Origin of the sequence: Olleya marilimosa CAM030, assembly GCF_000518485.1 — a bacterium.
Taxonomy (GTDB): domain Bacteria; phylum Bacteroidota; class Bacteroidia; order Flavobacteriales; family Flavobacteriaceae; genus Olleya; species Olleya marilimosa.
Genome location: NZ_JADR01000001.1, coordinates 525,282 through 542,065 on the forward strand (window position 1 = coordinate 525,282; position 16,784 = coordinate 542,065).

Here is a 16,784-nt window from a genome sequence, read left to right on the forward strand (position 1 = left end):
GAGGTTTTGAGTTTCAAAACTCAAAATAAGTAGCTTTTAAATAGCATTTATGGAACAAAATAAACAAGTTTTTGATAGTGTATTAGACTTAATTGGTAATACACCAATGATAAAACTAAAAAAAATTACTTCAGGTTTTAAAGGGAATTATCTAGCAAAAGTTGAAGCCTTCAATCCAGGTCATTCATCAAAAGATAGAATCGCTTTATACATTTTAGAGCAAGCAGAAAAGCAAGGTATACTTAAACCAGGAGACACAATTATTGAAACAACATCAGGTAATACTGGATTTAGTATTGCAATGGTTAGTGTAATTAAAGGATATGATTGCATTTTGGCAGTTAGTTCAAAATCTTCAGCAGATAAGATTGACATGTTAAAAAACATGGGAGCTAAAGTATATGTTTGTCCAGCAAACGTTAGTGCAGATGATCCAAGAAGCTATTACCAAGTAGCTAAACGATTACATGAAGAAATTAAGGGATCTGTTTACATTAACCAATACTTTAATCAATTAAATATTGATGCACATTACAATTCTACTGGACCAGAAATATGGAACCAAACAGAAGGTAAAATAACGCACTTAGTCGCATGTAGTGGTACAGGAGGGACAATTTCTGGTACTGCAAAATATTTAAAAGAACAAAATCCAAATATTAAGGTAATTGGAGTTGACGCTTATGGTTCGGTATTAAAAAAATATCACGAAACTAGAGAGTTTGACGACAAAGAAATTTATCCATACAGAATAGAAGGATTAGGTAAAAATTTAATTCCTACTGCTACAGATTTTGATGCTATTGATGAGTTTATCAAGGTTACAGATGAGGAAAGTGCACACACAGCTAGAGAATTAGCACAAACAGAAGGGTTGTTTGTGGGTTATACTTCTGGAGCAGCAATGCAAGCCTTAAAACAACTTAATGAATCTAATACATTTAAGGATACAGATAATGTTGTTGTCATTTTTCCTGATCATGGTTCTAGATACATGAGTAAGATTTATAGTGATAAGTGGATGAATGAGCAAGGGTTTTTTGATAGTAAAAATGAAGAAGCTGCACAAAGCATTCAATATATTAAGTAAATAATTAAAGAATAAACAAATTAGTTAATCTTAGTAGTAATAAGATTAACTTTTTTGTTGATAATACATAGGTTATTTGTTATGCACGTATAATAAAATTGCATAATTTTGTAGCATCTAACTAAATTTTAATAGCTTAAGCTAATATACCTAACAATAGAAGCTTAAAAATCGCGTTTTACAATGAAAGATTTATTTGAAAAAATATACAAAGATAAAGGACCATTAGGTAAATGGGCTGCTCAAGCAGAGGGTTACTTTGTGTTTCCTAAATTGGAAGGAGAAATTTCTAATCGTATGAAATTTCAAGGAAAAGAAGTAATTACATGGAGTATCAATGACTACTTAGGTCTTGCTAACCATCCAGAAGTACGTAAAGTTGATGCAGAAGCTGCAGCACAATACGGTTCTGCATATCCAATGGGAGCACGTATGATGTCCGGTCACACAGATTTACACGAGCAATTACAAAACGAACTTGCCGAGTTTGTCCATAAAGAAGCAGCTTACTTATTAAACTTTGGTTACCAAGGTATGGTGTCTACAGTTGACGCTTTAGTTGGAAAAGATGATATAATTGTATATGATGTTGATGCACATGCTTGTATTATTGATGGAGTAAGATTACATCACGGAAAACGTTTTACCTATAAGCATAACGATATTGAAAGTTTAGAAAAAAACTTAGGTCGTGCTACTAAAATGGCAGAGCAAACAGGTGGAGGAATCTTAGTGATTTCTGAAGGTGTTTTTGGTATGCGAGGTGAGCAAGGACGTTTAAAAGAAATTGTTGCTTTAAAGAAAAAATACAACTTTAGACTGTTTGTAGATGATGCTCATGGTTTCGGTACATTAGGTAAAACTGGTGCTGGAGCAGGAGAAGAGCAAGGTGTACAAGACGATATTGATGTGTATTTTGCAACTTTTGCTAAATCTTTAGCAAGTACAGGAGCATTTATTGCTGCAGATCAAGAAATAATTGATTATTTAAAATATAATTTACGTTCGCAAATGTTTGCTAAATCATTGCAAATGCAATTGGTTGTTGGAGCATTAAAGCGTTTAGATATGTTACGTACAATGCCTGAGTTAAAACAAAACTTATGGAAAATTGTAGACGCATTACAATCAGGACTTAAAGATAGAGGTTTTGATATTGGTTCTACACAAAGTTGTGTAACTCCAGTATATTTAAATGGAAGCATTCCAGAAGCTATGGCTTTAGTTAGAGATTTAAGAGAAAATTATGGTATTTTCTGCTCTATTGTTGTGTATCCAGTAATTCCTAAAGGTTTAATATTATTACGTATGATTCCAACAGCAACGCATACTTTACAAGATGTTAGCGAAACATTAGACGCATTTGATGCTATTAGAGAACGTTTAGAAAACGGTACTTATAAGCGTATGTCTGCTGCTTTAATGAAAGCAATGGGAGAATAAAAAAAATAAAATTATATAAAAAAAATCCGACTCTAATGAGTCGGATTTTTTTTAATTAAATTAAAACTTAGGCAAATTGATATATGATTTGCGTTTAAAAAAAAGAGCTTCTTAGGTATTAGTAAGCTCTTTTTTTAATTATATGTCTTTTTTAAAAGTACATCGTCTTATATATACTTCAGGATCAAAATGTTTCCATATTTTGTGTATCGCTTCATTGTCCTCTAATTCAGGTGTTCTATAACAAGTTTGGATACCTTTTTCATTAAAAGTGTTATAGTATTCATTAAAAATAACAGCGTGCACTCCTTTATTTTGATATTCTGGATGTACACCTATTAGGTAGAACATGACATCTTTACTTTCTTTTTTTGCTTTTAATAATTTTAAAAATCCAAAGGGTAGTAGTTTGCCTTTCATTTTTTGTAAAGCATCAGCAAATCTTGGCATTACTACAGCAAAAGCTATTAATTTATCATTTTTGTCAACCACAAATTTGATATACTCTGGGTTTATAAAGCTTATAAATTTCTTTTTAAAATATTCTTTTTGAATATCTGTAATAGCTACAAAAGAAGACAGTGAGGCGTAACTTTCATTAAATAAATCAAACATTTGGTCTGCATAAGGCATGACTTCGGATGTTTTATTCAAATTTAAAGCTTTAAGCTGATAACGTCTTTTAATCAATTCTTGAGCTTTGTAGAAAAATTCAGGTTTTACGTTTTTAAAAGGAAAACGACTTTCAGAGTATTTTTTCTCAACAGAAAAACCATGTGATTGATAATGATTTACATAATAAGCGTGATTATACCATGTGATCATGTTACCTATAGCCTCAAAACCCTCAGTAATAACTCCAACTTTATCCAAGTTAGAAAAACCGACAGGACCTTCAGTATAATGTAGGTTATTTGCATTACCAATGGTGTAAACTTCTTGCAAAAGTGCTTTACTAACGTCTAAGTCGTCTATAAAATCAAACCAACCAAAACGCATTTTTTTTATGTTTTGATCTTTTACTTCAAGCCAATTTATTATGGCAGCGATACGACCAACAATTTTATTGTCCTTATATGCTAGAAATAATGTTGCTTCTGCATCATTAAAAATTGGATTTTTCTTTGCGTCAAATGTTGCTAATTCTTGACTTATAATTGGTGGTACCCAATATTTAGAGTCTTTGTATATTTCAAAAGGAAATTTAACAAATGCTTTATAATCCGCTTTTGATACTACTTTTTTGGTTGTAATCATATAAAAAAGAAAGGGTTAGTTTTCGTCATCAAAATCAATCTCTTGAGTTTCTTTTTTTCGTTTACCTGAATCTTCTGGAGTGTCAGAATCATTATCTTTTTTATTCTTATTTTTCTTTCTGTTTGCTTTTCTTTCGTATTCCTCAAGTACATCAGTACCATTATCTATATCAGCTTCAGGATCTTTATGGAAATCTAAACGATAAGATGCGCCAAAGTTAAAGCTAAAAACCGAAGGTGTGTCTTTTGTATTAAAAGTTATTGCAGTATCTAACTGAAAATCCTTACTCCATAAATACGCTCCACCAAATCTAAATAGGTTGTCTGCATAATAATCACTTTTTATGCCTTGAGTTTCTCCAAATAAAACCCATTGGTCAGTAATGGACTTGGTTAAAGTAACTATGTATTGAAAATCTGAAAAATCTGAACCAATTCTGTCCTTGGCAAAATTCATCACTAAAACCCAACCACTATTAAAGTTGTTTTGTGTTGCGACCATTACTTTAGGTGTAAACCCACCTTCGTAATTTGGACTTGTAAACGGATTGCTATAAGGCACATAAACATTATCTTTAGCATCATAGTTTACACCAGCATATACAGCTACAGCCGGAATTAAATTACTCCATTTAAACTTTTTATTAGCATGATAGCTGTAAATATTAGGTTTCTCCTCACCACGTTTTTTATAAGGATCGTACACCAAGTATTTTGCACCTAATGTTAAATATTTAAAATTAGCACGATCGGTTTCTATGGGAAATAAAGTAGAACGATTATCTGTAAATGTATCGTTTTGGTAAGTACCTTCTATATTTAATTCTAATTCTTCCCAAACTAACCCATAACGTGCAGCAAAGTCAATACCAAAACCTGATGCTTCATTTTTTAAAGGCGTGTGCTCTTCTTTAAGCATATAAGGTCCAACCTCAAGCTGAGCCACATTTTTTCCGACAGCAAAAGCACTTCTAGATACACCTGGTCTATTAGAGTTAATAACTTCAGTATATTGTGCAGTAGCAGTAAAACTTGCAAGTAACAGTGTAAACTGTAATATTAATTTTGGGTTAAGCATATATTTTTGTTTAAAGTCAAATATAAGATTTTATATTTTTTTTAAGTATTTAAAACTTAATTTAAAACTGAAGAATTGTATTTTTGTTAAAGTATTGATAATTTAACTTTTGTTACAACATGGCTTTATTAAGAACCATACTTATAATAGTATTAATTTACTATGGATTAAAAATCTTATCTCGTTTGTTTGCACCTGTATTATTTAAATATGCAGCTAAAAAAGCAACCGAACGTTTTGGAGGTGCGTTTAACCAACAAAGACAAGAGCCAGCTCAAAAAGAAGGCGAGATAACTATCGATAAAATGCCTAATAATAAATCTTCAAATAAAAATGTAGGAGAGTATGTAGATTACGAAGAAATTGAGTAATTTTCAACCTCATACTTTTTAAAATCATTTATGCAATTTTCGTTAAAAAAAATCTTACCTCATCTTTTAGTTCTGGTAGGATTTATCGTTTGCTCTTTAGCTTATTTTAGTCCTGTTTTACAAGGAAAAGTCATTTACCAAAGTGATATTGTTCACTACACAGGAATGGCTAAACAACAAAAAGATTTTAAAGCTCAATCTGGTGAAGAAACCTATTGGACTAATAGTGCGTTTGGAGGTATGCCAACCTACCAATTAGGAGCGAAATACCCACACAATTATATTAAAAAGTTAGACTTGTCGTTGCGTTTTTTACCTCGACCAGCAGATTACTTATTTCTTTATTTTTTAGGATTTTACATACTGCTTTTGGTTTTAAAAGTAGATTGGAAATTAGCTGGATTAGGTGCACTAGCATTTGGCTTTTCTACCTATCTAATCATAATTTTGGGAGTAGGACATAATAGTAAAGCACATGCAATAGCTTATATGCCATTAGTATTAAGTGGTATCATACTAACGTTTAGAGGTAAGTATGTTTACGGTTTTATCCTGACAGCAGTAGCAATGGGATTAGAGTTAGTAGCTAATCATTACCAAATGACTTACTATTTAATGTTGTTAGTCTTGGTTTTAGGTGTTGCTTATTTAGTAGATGCTTATCGTAAAAAAATGATACCACACTTTTTTAAAGCAGTAGGTGTGTTATCTGTTGCTGTTTTACTTGCAATAGGTTTAAATGCGACTAATATTTTAGCTACCCAAGATTACGTGAAAGAGAGTACTCGTGGTAAAAGTGAGTTAACTATCAATGCTAATGGGTCCAAAAGAGAAAACACAAACGGTTTAAGTAAAGAGTATATCACAGAATATAGTTATGGTAAACTAGAAACTTTTAACCTATTTGTACCTAGATTTTTAGGAGGTGGAAGCGGAGAAGATGTAGGCGAAGATTCTGCAGTATATAAATACATTGTTGATCAAGGTGTACCACCAACAGATGCTAGAGAATACACTAAAGGTTTACCAACTTATTGGGGAAGCCAAACCATAGTTGAAGCACCAGCTTACATTGGTGCAGTTGTAATATTTTTGTTTGTATTAGGCTTGTTTTTAGTCAAAGGACGTTTAAAATGGTGGTTGGTAGGAGGTACCATATTGTCATTACTATTGTCTTATGGTAAAAACTTAGAGTTTTTAACAGACCTTTTTATTAACTATGTACCATTATATAATAAGTTTAGAGCAGTCAGCTCAATACAAGTAATTTTAGAATTATGTATTCCTGTATTGGCAGTCTTTGCTTTAGTTAGATTATTTAATGATGTTGTTAAAACCGAAGAAAAACTCAAAGCTTTAAAAAACACAGTAATTATTACAGCAGGTTTAGCAATCCTATTTTTGTTAGGAAAAGCTGTTGGAATAATCGATTTTATTGGAGGTATTGATGGTCAAATTAGAGAAGGTAATGGTCAAGCATTTTTGGATGCTTTAAGAGCAGATAGAGCTAGCTTTTTTACACAAGATACACTTAGAACTTTATTATTTGTGTTATTAGCTGCAGGCGTTATCTATTTCTTTTTGAAAAAGAAACTAAACGAAACTAAAGTTATTATAGTTTTAGGATTATTAATTGTAGTAGATTTAGTTAGCGTAGATAAACGTTATGTTAATAACGAAGATTTTGTATCTAAGTTACAAATGGAGCGTCCTTATCAAGCCAATAAAGCAGATCTAGAGATACTTAAGGATAAGTATAATTATCGTGTGTATGACTTAACGTCTGGTGGTGCAAAAACCAGTTATTTTCATAATGCTTTAGGTGGTTATCACGCAGCAAAACCAAAACGATATCAAGATTTATACGAATTTTATATCTCAAAAAACAATATTAATGTATTAAGTATGCTTAACGCGAAATACATAATTGGTCAAGGAGAAGACGGTAGACCTTTTCCGTTTGTAAATAACGACGCAAATGGTAATGCTTGGTTTGTAGAAAATACTAAAAAAGTAAGTTCTGCTGATGCAGAAATTTTGGCATTAGATACTTTAAATACTAAAAAAACAGCTATTTATTCTGAAGGTTTTACAGCTAAAACTAACCTTCCTAAAGCGTTTATTGTGGATTCTTTAGCTTTAATAAAAACTTTAGATTATAAACCTAATTATATTAAATATCAGTCTAATAACAGTAATAATGGTTTTGTAGTGTTTTCAGAAATGTATTATGGTTCTGGATGGAATGCTTATATTGATGGTGTTTTAAAACCACATATTAAAGTAAATTATGCTTTAAGAGGTTTAGAAGTACCAAAAGGAAAACATATTATTGAATTTAAGTTTGAACCAGAAGTTGTTAAATCCGGAAGTACAATAGCGTTAGCTAGTTCTATTTTATTAGGATTATTAATGCTAGGAGGTTTGATTTATGGTGTAAAAAGCATGAATAAGATTAGTGAGGAGTAATCACACGACGCTCAATTTCCGCGAAAGCGTTACATAATGGATAAAAAAAAGGTGCTAATTATTACGTATTATTGGCCTCCTGCAGGAGGACCAGGTGTACAGCGTTGGTTAAAATTTGTTAAGTATTTACCAGATTTTAATATAGAACCTATTGTATATTGTCCATCCAATGCTAATTATCCCATTTTAGATACTACATTACAAAACGAGGTTAGTCCAAGTCTTACTGTGTTAAAACAACCTATTAAGGAGCCTTACAAATTGGCACAATTGTTTTCTAAAAAAAGTAAAACTATTAGTAAAGGGATTATTGCCGAAAAAAACAAACAAAGCCTTATGGAGCGTTTAATGTTGTTTGTTAGAGGTAATTTTTTTATTCCTGATGCCAGAAAAAACTGGGTAAAACCATCGTATAACTACTTGTCAACTTATATTATGGATTTTAATGTGGACACCATTATAACATCTGGACCACCACATAGCTTGCATTTAATTGGTTTAAAATTAAAAGAAAACCATAAAATAAATTGGATTGCAGATTTTAGAGATCCTTGGACGACAATAGGTTATCATAAGCAATTAAAATTAACTAAGGCTTCAAAAAATAAACATAAGGCATTAGAAAAAAAAGTCCTTAATTGTGCTGACAAAATTATTGTAACTAGCCCAAGTACTAAAACCGAATTTGAGCATATTACAAGTCAACCTATCCATGTAATTACTAATGGCTATGACAACGAAAAAGTGGTTGTAAATACCTTAGATGAAAAATTTACATTGTCACATATTGGGTCATTGTTATCTAAACGAAATCCCGAAGTACTTTGGAAAGTGCTTAGCGAATTGATGATTGAGGATGCTAAATTTACAGAGGATTTTCAGCTAAATTTAATAGGTGAAGTAGGTGAGGATGTTATACAATCTATTAAAAAACATAATTTAAGTGAATGTTTAAATTATGTTGGATATGTATCTCACAATAAAGCGATTGAGTATCAAAAAAAATCTCAATTATTATTGTTAATTGAAATAAACTCTGAAGATACTAAAGCAATAATTCCTGGTAAATTGTTTGAGTATATGGTTGCTAATAGACCCATTGTTGCTATTGGACCTAAAGGAGCAGATGTCGCTTCAATAATTACAAAAACTAATACTGGTCAGTTTTTTAACTATGAGGATTATGATGTTTTAAAAAATAGTATTAAGCAGTATTATCAGGCTTACACTGATAATAATTTAAAGACTAATCCAATAGGATTACAAGGTTATTCAAGGCAACAGTTAACAAAAAGGTTAGCTGATTTGATTAATCAGTCCTAAAATATAAATTATATTAAATATATGGGAATAGTCGTTAATCAATCTATTAAAAATACTATTATAACTTATTTTGGGTTTGGTATTGGTGCTGTTAACGTTATATTTTTATATACTCAATTTGTTAGCGAAGCCTATTTTGGATTAATCACTTTTATCCTGTCTACAGCAAGTATTTTAATGCCTTTTATGGCTTTTGGAGTGCATAATACAATTGTTAAGTTTTATTCGTCTTTTAAAACTAGACAATCTCAAAATAGCTTTTTAAGTTTAATGTTGCTTTTACCATTACTTCTAATAGTTCCGTTGGGATTAATTACGCACTTTGCATATGATATAATTGCCAATTGGTTGTCTAAAGAAAATACTATAATAAAAGACTATACTTGGTTAATATACATTTGTGCTGCAGCTTTTGCTTATTTTGAAGTGTTTTACGCTTGGAGTAAGGTGCAATTACAAAGTGTATTTGGTAATTTTATGAGTGAAGTGTTTCACAGGTTTATAACTACTTTGCTACTTTTAACTCTTTACTTTGGTTACATAAATGTAGATCAATTAATTTACGGGATTGTTATTACATACATTGTCAGAGCCTTAATTATGAAACTATATGCTTTTAGCCTTAGGATGCCAGTTTTTAAATTAACTAAAATCCCAAATGTCGGAAGTATTTTAAAATATTCTGCTTTAATAATAATTGCAGGCTCTGTAGCTAATATCATTTTAGAGATAGATAAGTTTATGCTTGGTCAGTTTCAAGCGCTTAATAATGTGGCGTATTATGGTGTAGCTATATATATAGCAACAGTTATAGGTGTTCCAGCTAGAGCAATGCATCAAATAGCAAACCCTTTAACTTCTAAGCTATTAAATGAAGGTCACAAGGTTGAACTTAAAACACTTTATCAAAAAAGTTCCATCAACTTATTTATTATTAGCGGATTTATATTTTTATGTATTATAATAAATATCAATAAGTTATATCTTTTAATTCCGGAAAATTATAGCGAAGGCTTTTTGGTTGTATTAGTGATTGGTCTTGCTAAACTATCAGACAACCTTATTGGAAATAATAATGCCATACTTTTTAATAGCGATTATTATAGGGTAGTGCTAGTCTTTGGGATTTTATTAGCAATACTAACCGTAGTTTTAAACCTTATTTTTATTCCGTTGTACGGAATAAATGGTGCTGCATACGCAAGTTGTATTACTATTTATATATATAATACTATCAAACTATTGTTTGTGTATAAAAAATTTAAAATTCAACCGTTTACATTGGCTACCTTAAAAACAACATTATTAATATTGATTTGTGGTTTAGGTTTGTTTTTTTGGGAGTTTAATTTTAATCCCATTATTAGCATTATCGCTAAAACGTTAATTTTAATTGTAATCTATGGATTGACTGTTTTTAAATTTAATTTATCAGAAGATATTTCAAAAATATTAAATCGCTTTATTCCATAAAAAAAATCCTACTTTAAGTTGCTTTAGGGCAAACAACCTTTGTAGGATTTCTATTCAATCGACTAGTTACTAGTCTTTTCTAATTTCTAGATCTAGTGCTTCTTCTTGACGAAGCAGAATTTTGTCTTGACGATGTACTTCTTGAAGTTGTAGTTCTAGGTTTTGAAGTTGTACGTTTATTAACTTGTGTATCACTTCTATTTGATCTTGTGTTTACTTTAGTATTACTTCTCGTTCTTGGTTTAGAGGTTGTTGTTTGATTTCCTCTTGTTTTAGGTGTAGTTGTTGTATTATCCCTAGTCCTAGGTTTTGAAGTAATCACATTATTATTTCTAGTTTTTGTTTTAACTGTATTACCTCTTGTTCTAGGCGTGCTATTCACTGTAGTACTTCTTCTAGGCTTAGTTGTAGTTGCATTTCCTCTTGTTCTTGGTGTAGCACTTGTAGCTCTATTGCTTCTAGTTCGTGGTGTAGTTGTAGCTCTTGGTGCTCTTCCTTCTGTTCTAGAGGCTAAAGCTCTATTTCTTGAAATTGTGTTACCTCTTCGACTTGCTACAGCAGTAGTACGTCTGTAATTATTAACGTAAGGTCTGTCGTATCTATATCTAATTGGTGTGTAATGTCTTCTATATGGTGTTGTGTATAATACGCAGTAATTAACAGGTGGTATTACATAATATGCATGCCAAGGTCTGTAAACATATGCTCTGTTATATATATTTATAAATCCAGTACTGTGCGAATAATGGTTGTAACGGTTATAGTGTACATATAAACCTCCAACACGACTAATGTAGCCTCTGCTATTGTAGTTAATGTAAACATTTCCTACTTGATTTACACGACCATAGTAGTCATAATAAATTGGTGTGTTTTCAATTTGTATAACAGCTCCAAACTCGTCGTATTGTACATAAGCACCATAATCATAGCCTGTATTAAAACTAATATTTGTGTTTCTGTTATTAATTTCTACACTAACTTGAGGTCCATAGCTAGGCATATAAAAGTCAAACTGACCATCTGCATAAACTGAGAACTCAATTCCTGCTTCTGTAAAAATGAAAGAATTACCATAACCTTTAACATAGGAGTTATTAATTACACCATTGTCTATAGCTGTGTTTGTGTCTGCATTAACAGAAAACCCACTAAGGAGAATTGCTGATAATAATAGGAATACTTGTTTCATAATTATTTGTTTTAAGATTGAATACTTATACAATTACAAGCATCGTGCCAAAAACATAATTTCCAATAAACACAATGGTTTCAAGCTTGTTGTACCTTAATTTAAGCGCAAAAAATAAAGCCATAAACAGTAGTTTATGGCTTTATGGAATAAGAGAATGAGATATTATTTAACTATTTTTTTAATTTATTATTTTTAGAATCAACACCTTTTCTATAGTAATAATAATCATTATTTATAGTTGTTTGGTATTGGTAATGACCATTATTAGTTTGATCTATATAGTGATTAGAATTACTTCTATTTACCTGACCAATTGTTTTAATTAATTGTCCTTGACGGTTATACTTTAAACGCATATTTCCTATTTGGCTAACTAGACCTTGACGGTTGTAACTTATATAAACAGATCCTAAACGCTTAATTTGTCCACTTCTGTTATAGTTTAAAAATACATTTCCTATGCGTCTAACCTTACCATCACGATCGTGTGTAATTATCATGCCTCTATCTCTTGGATTACTAAAAGTTACTTGCGTACCTGGAGCACCATGTGTAACGTTTAATGCTCTTCGTTTTGTGTTAGTATTAGTTTGTCTGTAATAATAGTCTCCTTGCGTGTGATTTATTGCTGTGTTAAAATCAAAACTCCCGTCAGGGAAAATTAAAAATTCCACACCACGTTCTGTAAACAAGATTGGTTGTGCGTAATAATTTCTGTTTAATACTAAATCTTCACCTTGCGATGCAGATTTAGCTTCTGCTGTTACAGTCGTTAATCCAATTAACATACCTGTAAATAATAGTGCTAGTTTTTTCATAGTATTAAGGATTTAGATTTTGCCTACTATTTAAGCGTTTCGGCATTCGCTATTTTGATTAAGTAGTTTCAATAGCTATGCCAAAGTTGTTATGCATTGATTTTACTGCATGTACAAGACGTTTTTTTAGTTTATTTTAATTTAATTCTATATTGAAAAGTATATAATTGATTAAAATATTTACTTTTATAAAAACTACTAACTAATGTCCTTAAAGTATACCAAGTGTAAAAATTGCGATAGCGATTTTAAATCAGGATTCCAATTTTGTCCACATTGTGGAATGAAAGATAAAGAGGAATTAACACTTGGAATTTTATTTTACAATACCTTAAATAATTATCTACTTTGGGATTCAAAATTTTTTAAAAGTTTTATTCCATTAATGACTAAGCCAGGATTCTTGCCTAAACGTTTTATTGATGGTAAACGCTTGTCATACCTACATCCTGCACAATTGTATTTATTTGTTACGTTTGTGTTTTTCTTTTTATTTTCTTTTCAAATGACCAAGGTGGAAGATGATTTAAATGAAGGTTTTAAAGTGGAATCCACTAAAATTTTAAATGAAATTGAAAGAAAAGAAGAGGACTCTATTAGACGAAGCGAAATTAGAGCGACGTTAAATAGTAATAAGTTGCTGTCCGGAATGACCGATAAACAAATAGACTCTATTGTAAATCAAAAAGACATTAAATCAAACAATATTGTATTATTTGGATACGAAAGTAAAAAAACTGACTCATTAATAGCTATTGGAGCTTCAAAAGAAACAATTTATACAGCAATGGGAATGAGTGATAATCCAGGATGGTTTGACAGGTTGTTATATCCTCAACTTTTAAAGTTTCATCAGGATAGAAAAGCTGGTACTATTTGGGTGTCCATGATAAATGCAACACCAATTGCTTTATTTATATTATTACCATTGTTTGCCTTGTTTTTAAAACTGTTTTACTGGAAAAAAGGACGTTATGCTTACCACTTGGTATTTTCGTTTTACTTTTTCGCCTTTATTTTTACAGTTTTTGGCCTGTTACTAATCACTAATATTATTATTGACGTTCCCAATTGGATAGACTTTTTAATAGCATTATCTACATTTATATACCTTGTTATTGCTGTAAAACGTTTTTATAATCAAGGTGTAATATACAGTGTTTTAAAAAGCGGAATAATCTCGTTGGTATTTTTGGTAGTTCTTGTACCTATTGCTTTTGTGGTATTAGGTCTTGTTTCTTTTTTATTTTATTAACAAGATAAAATTCTGTTTTTAAAATAAAAGTTTCAAAACTCAGATTTGACTTAAATCAAATTTAAGTTTTATAATTTGTCTTTTAAATACTTAGCAGTAACGCTATCTTTAACTTTTATAACCGCTTCAGGTGTGCCAAAAGCAACTAAATTACCACCATTTTCTCCACCTTCTGGTCCTAAATCTATAATATGATCTGCACATTTAATGAGTTCTAAATTATGCTCAACAACAATTATAGAATGTCCTTTAGCTATTAATGCATAAAACGACTTTAATAATTTTTGGATATCATGAAAGTGTAAACCTGTTGTAGGTTCGTCAAAAATAAACAAGGTTTTGTCTTTGGTGTTTCCTTTGCCTAAAAAAGTAGCTAGTTTAATACGTTGTGCTTCTCCACCAGAAAGGGTAGAGCTGCTTTGTCCTAAGGCAACATAGCCTAATCCAACGTCTTGTAAGGGTTGTAATTTGTTTTTGATTTTAGAAACCCCATTTTTATCAAAAAAGGCGATAGCATCATCAATAGTTAAATTTAAAATGTCATCAATATTTTTATCTGCAAATGTGACTTCCAAGACTTCCTTTTTAAAACGTTTTCCTTTACAGGTTTCACATTCTAGATGGACATCTGCCATAAATTGCATTTCAATTGTTACTTCTCCTTCACCTTTACAAGTCTCACATCGTCCACCATCTACATTAAAACTAAAGTGTTTAGCTGCATAATTACGGATTGTACTTAGTTTTTGTTTAGCATATAAGGCTCTGATGTCATCATAAGCTTTAACGTATGTTACAGGGTTAGATCTTGATGAACGTCCTATAGGGTTTTGATCTATAAATTCGATATTTTTTACAATACTATAGTTGCCTTTAAGTTCTGTAAACTGTCCTGCTTTATCACTAAAACCTGTTAAGTGTTTTTGTATGGCAGGGAAAAGTATTTTTTTAACTAACGTACTTTTTCCACTTCCAGAAACACCAGTAATAACGGTTAACATTTCTAAAGGAAAAGAGACATCTATATTTTTTAAATTATTTTCTCTAGCTCCAATAATATCCACACTGTATTTACTAGTACGACGTGTTTTTGGTACTTCAATTTTTAAGGTTTCATTTAAATATTGAGCAGTTAACGAGTTTGATTTTAAGATTTCGGCATATGTGCCTACAGCAACAACTTGACCTCCTAAAGTACCAGCTTCAGGACCAATATCTATAATTTGGTCTGCTTCCTTCATGATATCTTCATCATGCTCTACCACAATTACAGTATTTCCTAAATCACGAAGTTGTTTTAAAACCTGTATTAAACGTTCAGAGTCTTTTGGATGCAAACCAATACTAGGCTCGTCTAAAATATACATGGATCCGACTAAACTACTTCCTAATGAAGTGGCTAGATTAATACGTTGGCTTTCTCCACCAGAAAGTGTGTTGGATTTTCGGTTTAAAGTTAAATAATCTAAACCTACATTATGTAAAAAGCTAAGTCTGTTTTTAATTTCTACTAATAGACGTTCTGCAATTTTTGTATCGTACTCATTTAACGTGATAGTATCAAAAAACACAGCTAGTTTACTTAACGGTAATTCTACTAATTCTGTTAAGGTTGCATTACCAACTTTTATATAGTTTGTTTCTGGTCTTAAACGCTTACCATGACAGACTTTACATTGTGTTTTGCCTCTATATCTAGATAGCATTACACGATTTTGAATTTTGTAAGCCTTACTTTCTAACTCTGCAAAAAAACTGTTTAAACCTTCAAAATATTGGTTTCCTTCCCAAATTAAAGCTTTATGTTCTGGGCTTAATTGAAAATAGGGTTTGTGTATTGGGAAATCAAATTTATGCGAGTTGTTAACTAATTGGTCTTTGTACCAACTCATACTATCTCCACGCCAAGGAAAAATAGCGTTTTCATATACTGAAAGTGCTGTATTAGGAATCACTAAATCATCATCAATCCCAATAACATCACCATAACCTTCACATTTTGGACATGCGCCATAAGGGTTGTTAAAACTAAATAAATGTACGTTTGGCTCTAAAAACTGTAAACCATCTAATTCAAACTTATTACTAAAATGTCGAGTTGAATTATCAGATAAGGTTTCGATATAACAATTTCCTTTACCTTCAAAAAAGGCAGTTTGTATGGCGTCTGCTAATCTATTATAAAAATCCTCATCGTCTTTAGTGACAATTCGGTCTACCACTAAAAATAAATCTTTGGTAGAGGTTAAGTCTTTAGCTTCGTCAATTCTTAAGACTTTATCTTTTACTTTTATTCTTGCATAACCTTGTGCATTTAAAGCATTTAGTTTGTCTTGTAATTCACGACCTTCTTCAAGTACAACAGGAGCTAACAATAAAAGCTTTTCATTTAAGGCTAAACCTTTTATATAATTAATAACGTCAGTAACGGTATCTTTTTTTACTTCTTGACCAGAAATAGGAGAGTAGGTGCGACCAACTCTGGCAAACAACAGTTTTAAATAGTCATAAATCTCTGTTGTTGTTCCAACGGTTGATCTAGGGTTAGTACTATTAACTTTTTGCTCGATAGCTATAGCAGGTGCAATACCTTTGATATAGTCTACTTTAGGTTTGTTTAAGCGTCCTAAAAATTGTCTAGCATAACTACTTAAACTTTCTACATAACGACGCTGACCTTCTGCATACAAAGTATCAAAAGCTAAACTTGATTTTCCAGAACCTGATAAACCAGTTATTACAACCAATTTACGACGTGGTATAACAACATCAATGTTTTTAAGATTGTGCAATTTTGCACCTTTAATTATAATGTTTTCTTTTGGATTTACTTCAGAAAGCGGTGTTGTCATAGTTATCTTTACGTCTTGGCTACAAAGATAACATAACTTAATCATCTAGTAAAAAAGATTATTGTGCAATAAAATGTTAAAACTTTAGTTTTTTTTTGTTTTTTCGGAATGATTGTTGTTATATTTGATGCATATCAATGACCTAACTTAATTTTTTGCCT

General features: G+C 31.0%; 12 protein-coding genes. 7 read left to right on the forward strand and 5 right to left on the reverse strand.

Going from position 1 to position 16,784, the window contains the following annotated elements; translation table 11 throughout:
* The first annotated feature begins 49 nt into the window (after positions 1-49).
* The gene (locus M890_RS0102605) at positions 50-1,090 is read left to right on the forward strand and encodes a cysteate synthase (RefSeq protein ID WP_028282028.1); all 1,041 of its coding nucleotides are present in this window, start codon (positions 50-52) and stop codon (positions 1,088-1,090) included.
* Positions 1,091-1,273: 183 nt separating this feature from the next.
* On the forward strand, positions 1,274-2,533 hold the full coding sequence (locus M890_RS0102610) for a cysteate-C-fatty acyltransferase (RefSeq protein ID WP_028282029.1): 1,260 nt from the start codon (positions 1,274-1,276) through the stop codon (positions 2,531-2,533).
* A gap of 138 nt (positions 2,534-2,671) precedes the next feature.
* Here M890_RS0102610 and M890_RS0102615 read toward each other — a convergent pair whose 3' ends face one another.
* Positions 2,672-3,790 carry a hypothetical protein gene (locus M890_RS0102615; protein ID WP_028282030.1) on the reverse strand — a complete coding sequence of 373 codons (1,119 nt, stop codon included), beginning with the start codon at positions 3,788-3,790 and terminating at the stop codon, positions 2,672-2,674.
* A 15-nt stretch (positions 3,791-3,805) separates the two neighbouring features.
* On the reverse strand, positions 3,806-4,867 hold the full coding sequence (locus M890_RS0102620; RefSeq protein ID WP_028282031.1) for a transporter: 1,062 nt from the start codon (positions 4,865-4,867) through the stop codon (positions 3,806-3,808).
* 119 nt (positions 4,868-4,986) lie between these two features.
* On the opposite strand from M890_RS0102620, the gene M890_RS0102625 reads away from it, so the two are divergent.
* The 4 genes from M890_RS0102625 to M890_RS0102640 are packed head-to-tail and all read left to right on the forward strand — an operon-like array spanning position 4,987 to position 10,503.
* Positions 4,987-5,238, forward strand: coding sequence for a DUF4834 family protein (locus M890_RS0102625; RefSeq protein ID WP_028282032.1), 252 nt, complete (start codon positions 4,987-4,989; stop codon positions 5,236-5,238).
* Between the two features lie 30 nt (positions 5,239-5,268).
* On the forward strand, positions 5,269-7,707 hold the full coding sequence (locus M890_RS0102630) for a YfhO family protein (protein WP_028282033.1): 2,439 nt from the start codon (positions 5,269-5,271) through the stop codon (positions 7,705-7,707).
* A gap of 36 nt (positions 7,708-7,743) precedes the next feature.
* Entirely contained in the window at positions 7,744-9,030 is a 1,287-nt protein-coding gene (locus M890_RS0102635) for a glycosyltransferase family 4 protein (RefSeq protein ID WP_028282034.1), read from the forward strand.
* Positions 9,031-9,051: 21 nt separating this feature from the next.
* Positions 9,052-10,503 carry an oligosaccharide flippase family protein gene (locus tag M890_RS0102640; protein WP_028282035.1) on the forward strand — a complete coding sequence of 484 codons (1,452 nt, stop codon included), beginning with the start codon at positions 9,052-9,054 and terminating at the stop codon, positions 10,501-10,503.
* Between the two features lie 79 nt (positions 10,504-10,582).
* Here M890_RS0102640 and M890_RS0102645 read toward each other — a convergent pair whose 3' ends face one another.
* Together M890_RS0102645 and M890_RS0102650 are read right to left on the reverse strand one after the other, a co-directional pair.
* Positions 10,583-11,695, reverse strand: a complete 1,113-nt coding sequence (locus tag M890_RS0102645; RefSeq protein WP_028282036.1) for a hypothetical protein — start codon at positions 11,693-11,695, stop codon at positions 10,583-10,585.
* A gap of 173 nt (positions 11,696-11,868) precedes the next feature.
* The gene (locus M890_RS0102650; protein WP_028282037.1) at positions 11,869-12,516 is read right to left on the reverse strand and encodes a hypothetical protein; all 648 of its coding nucleotides are present in this window, start codon (positions 12,514-12,516) and stop codon (positions 11,869-11,871) included.
* 283 nt (positions 12,517-12,799) lie between these two features.
* Between M890_RS0102650 and M890_RS0102655 the strand changes: the two genes are divergently transcribed.
* Positions 12,800-13,771 (forward strand): DUF3667 domain-containing protein, encoded by a 972-nt coding sequence (locus M890_RS0102655; RefSeq protein WP_051437426.1) that lies wholly within the window; start codon positions 12,800-12,802, stop codon positions 13,769-13,771.
* A 68-nt stretch (positions 13,772-13,839) separates the two neighbouring features.
* On the opposite strand, the gene uvrA is transcribed toward M890_RS0102655, so the two are convergent.
* A complete protein-coding gene (gene uvrA, locus M890_RS0102660) occupies positions 13,840-16,623 on the reverse strand; it encodes an excinuclease ABC subunit UvrA (protein ID WP_028282039.1) in 2,784 nt (927 codons plus the stop codon).
* Between the last annotated feature and the right edge of the window lie 161 nt (positions 16,624-16,784).

Coding starts and splice junctions, on each gene's coding strand:
- M890_RS0102605 (WP_028282028.1), top strand. CDS start 50: ATGGAACAAAATAAACAAGTTTTTGATAGTGTATTAGACTTAATTGGT.
- M890_RS0102610 (WP_028282029.1), top strand. CDS start 1,274: ATGAAAGATTTATTTGAAAAAATATACAAAGATAAAGGACCATTAGGT.
- M890_RS0102615 (WP_028282030.1), bottom strand. CDS start 3,790: ATGATTACAACCAAAAAAGTAGTATCAAAAGCGGATTATAAAGCATTT.
- M890_RS0102620 (WP_028282031.1), bottom strand. CDS start 4,867: ATGCTTAACCCAAAATTAATATTACAGTTTACACTGTTACTTGCAAGT.
- M890_RS0102625 (WP_028282032.1), top strand. CDS start 4,987: ATGGCTTTATTAAGAACCATACTTATAATAGTATTAATTTACTATGGA.
- M890_RS0102630 (WP_028282033.1), top strand. CDS start 5,269: ATGCAATTTTCGTTAAAAAAAATCTTACCTCATCTTTTAGTTCTGGTA.
- M890_RS0102635 (WP_028282034.1), top strand. CDS start 7,744: ATGGATAAAAAAAAGGTGCTAATTATTACGTATTATTGGCCTCCTGCA.
- M890_RS0102640 (WP_028282035.1), top strand. CDS start 9,052: ATGGGAATAGTCGTTAATCAATCTATTAAAAATACTATTATAACTTAT.
- M890_RS0102645 (WP_028282036.1), bottom strand. CDS start 11,695: ATGAAACAAGTATTCCTATTATTATCAGCAATTCTCCTTAGTGGGTTT.
- M890_RS0102650 (WP_028282037.1), bottom strand. CDS start 12,516: ATGAAAAAACTAGCACTATTATTTACAGGTATGTTAATTGGATTAACG.
- M890_RS0102655 (WP_051437426.1), top strand. CDS start 12,800: ATGAAAGATAAAGAGGAATTAACACTTGGAATTTTATTTTACAATACC.
- uvrA (WP_028282039.1), bottom strand. CDS start 16,623: ATGACAACACCGCTTTCTGAAGTAAATCCAAAAGAAAACATTATAATT.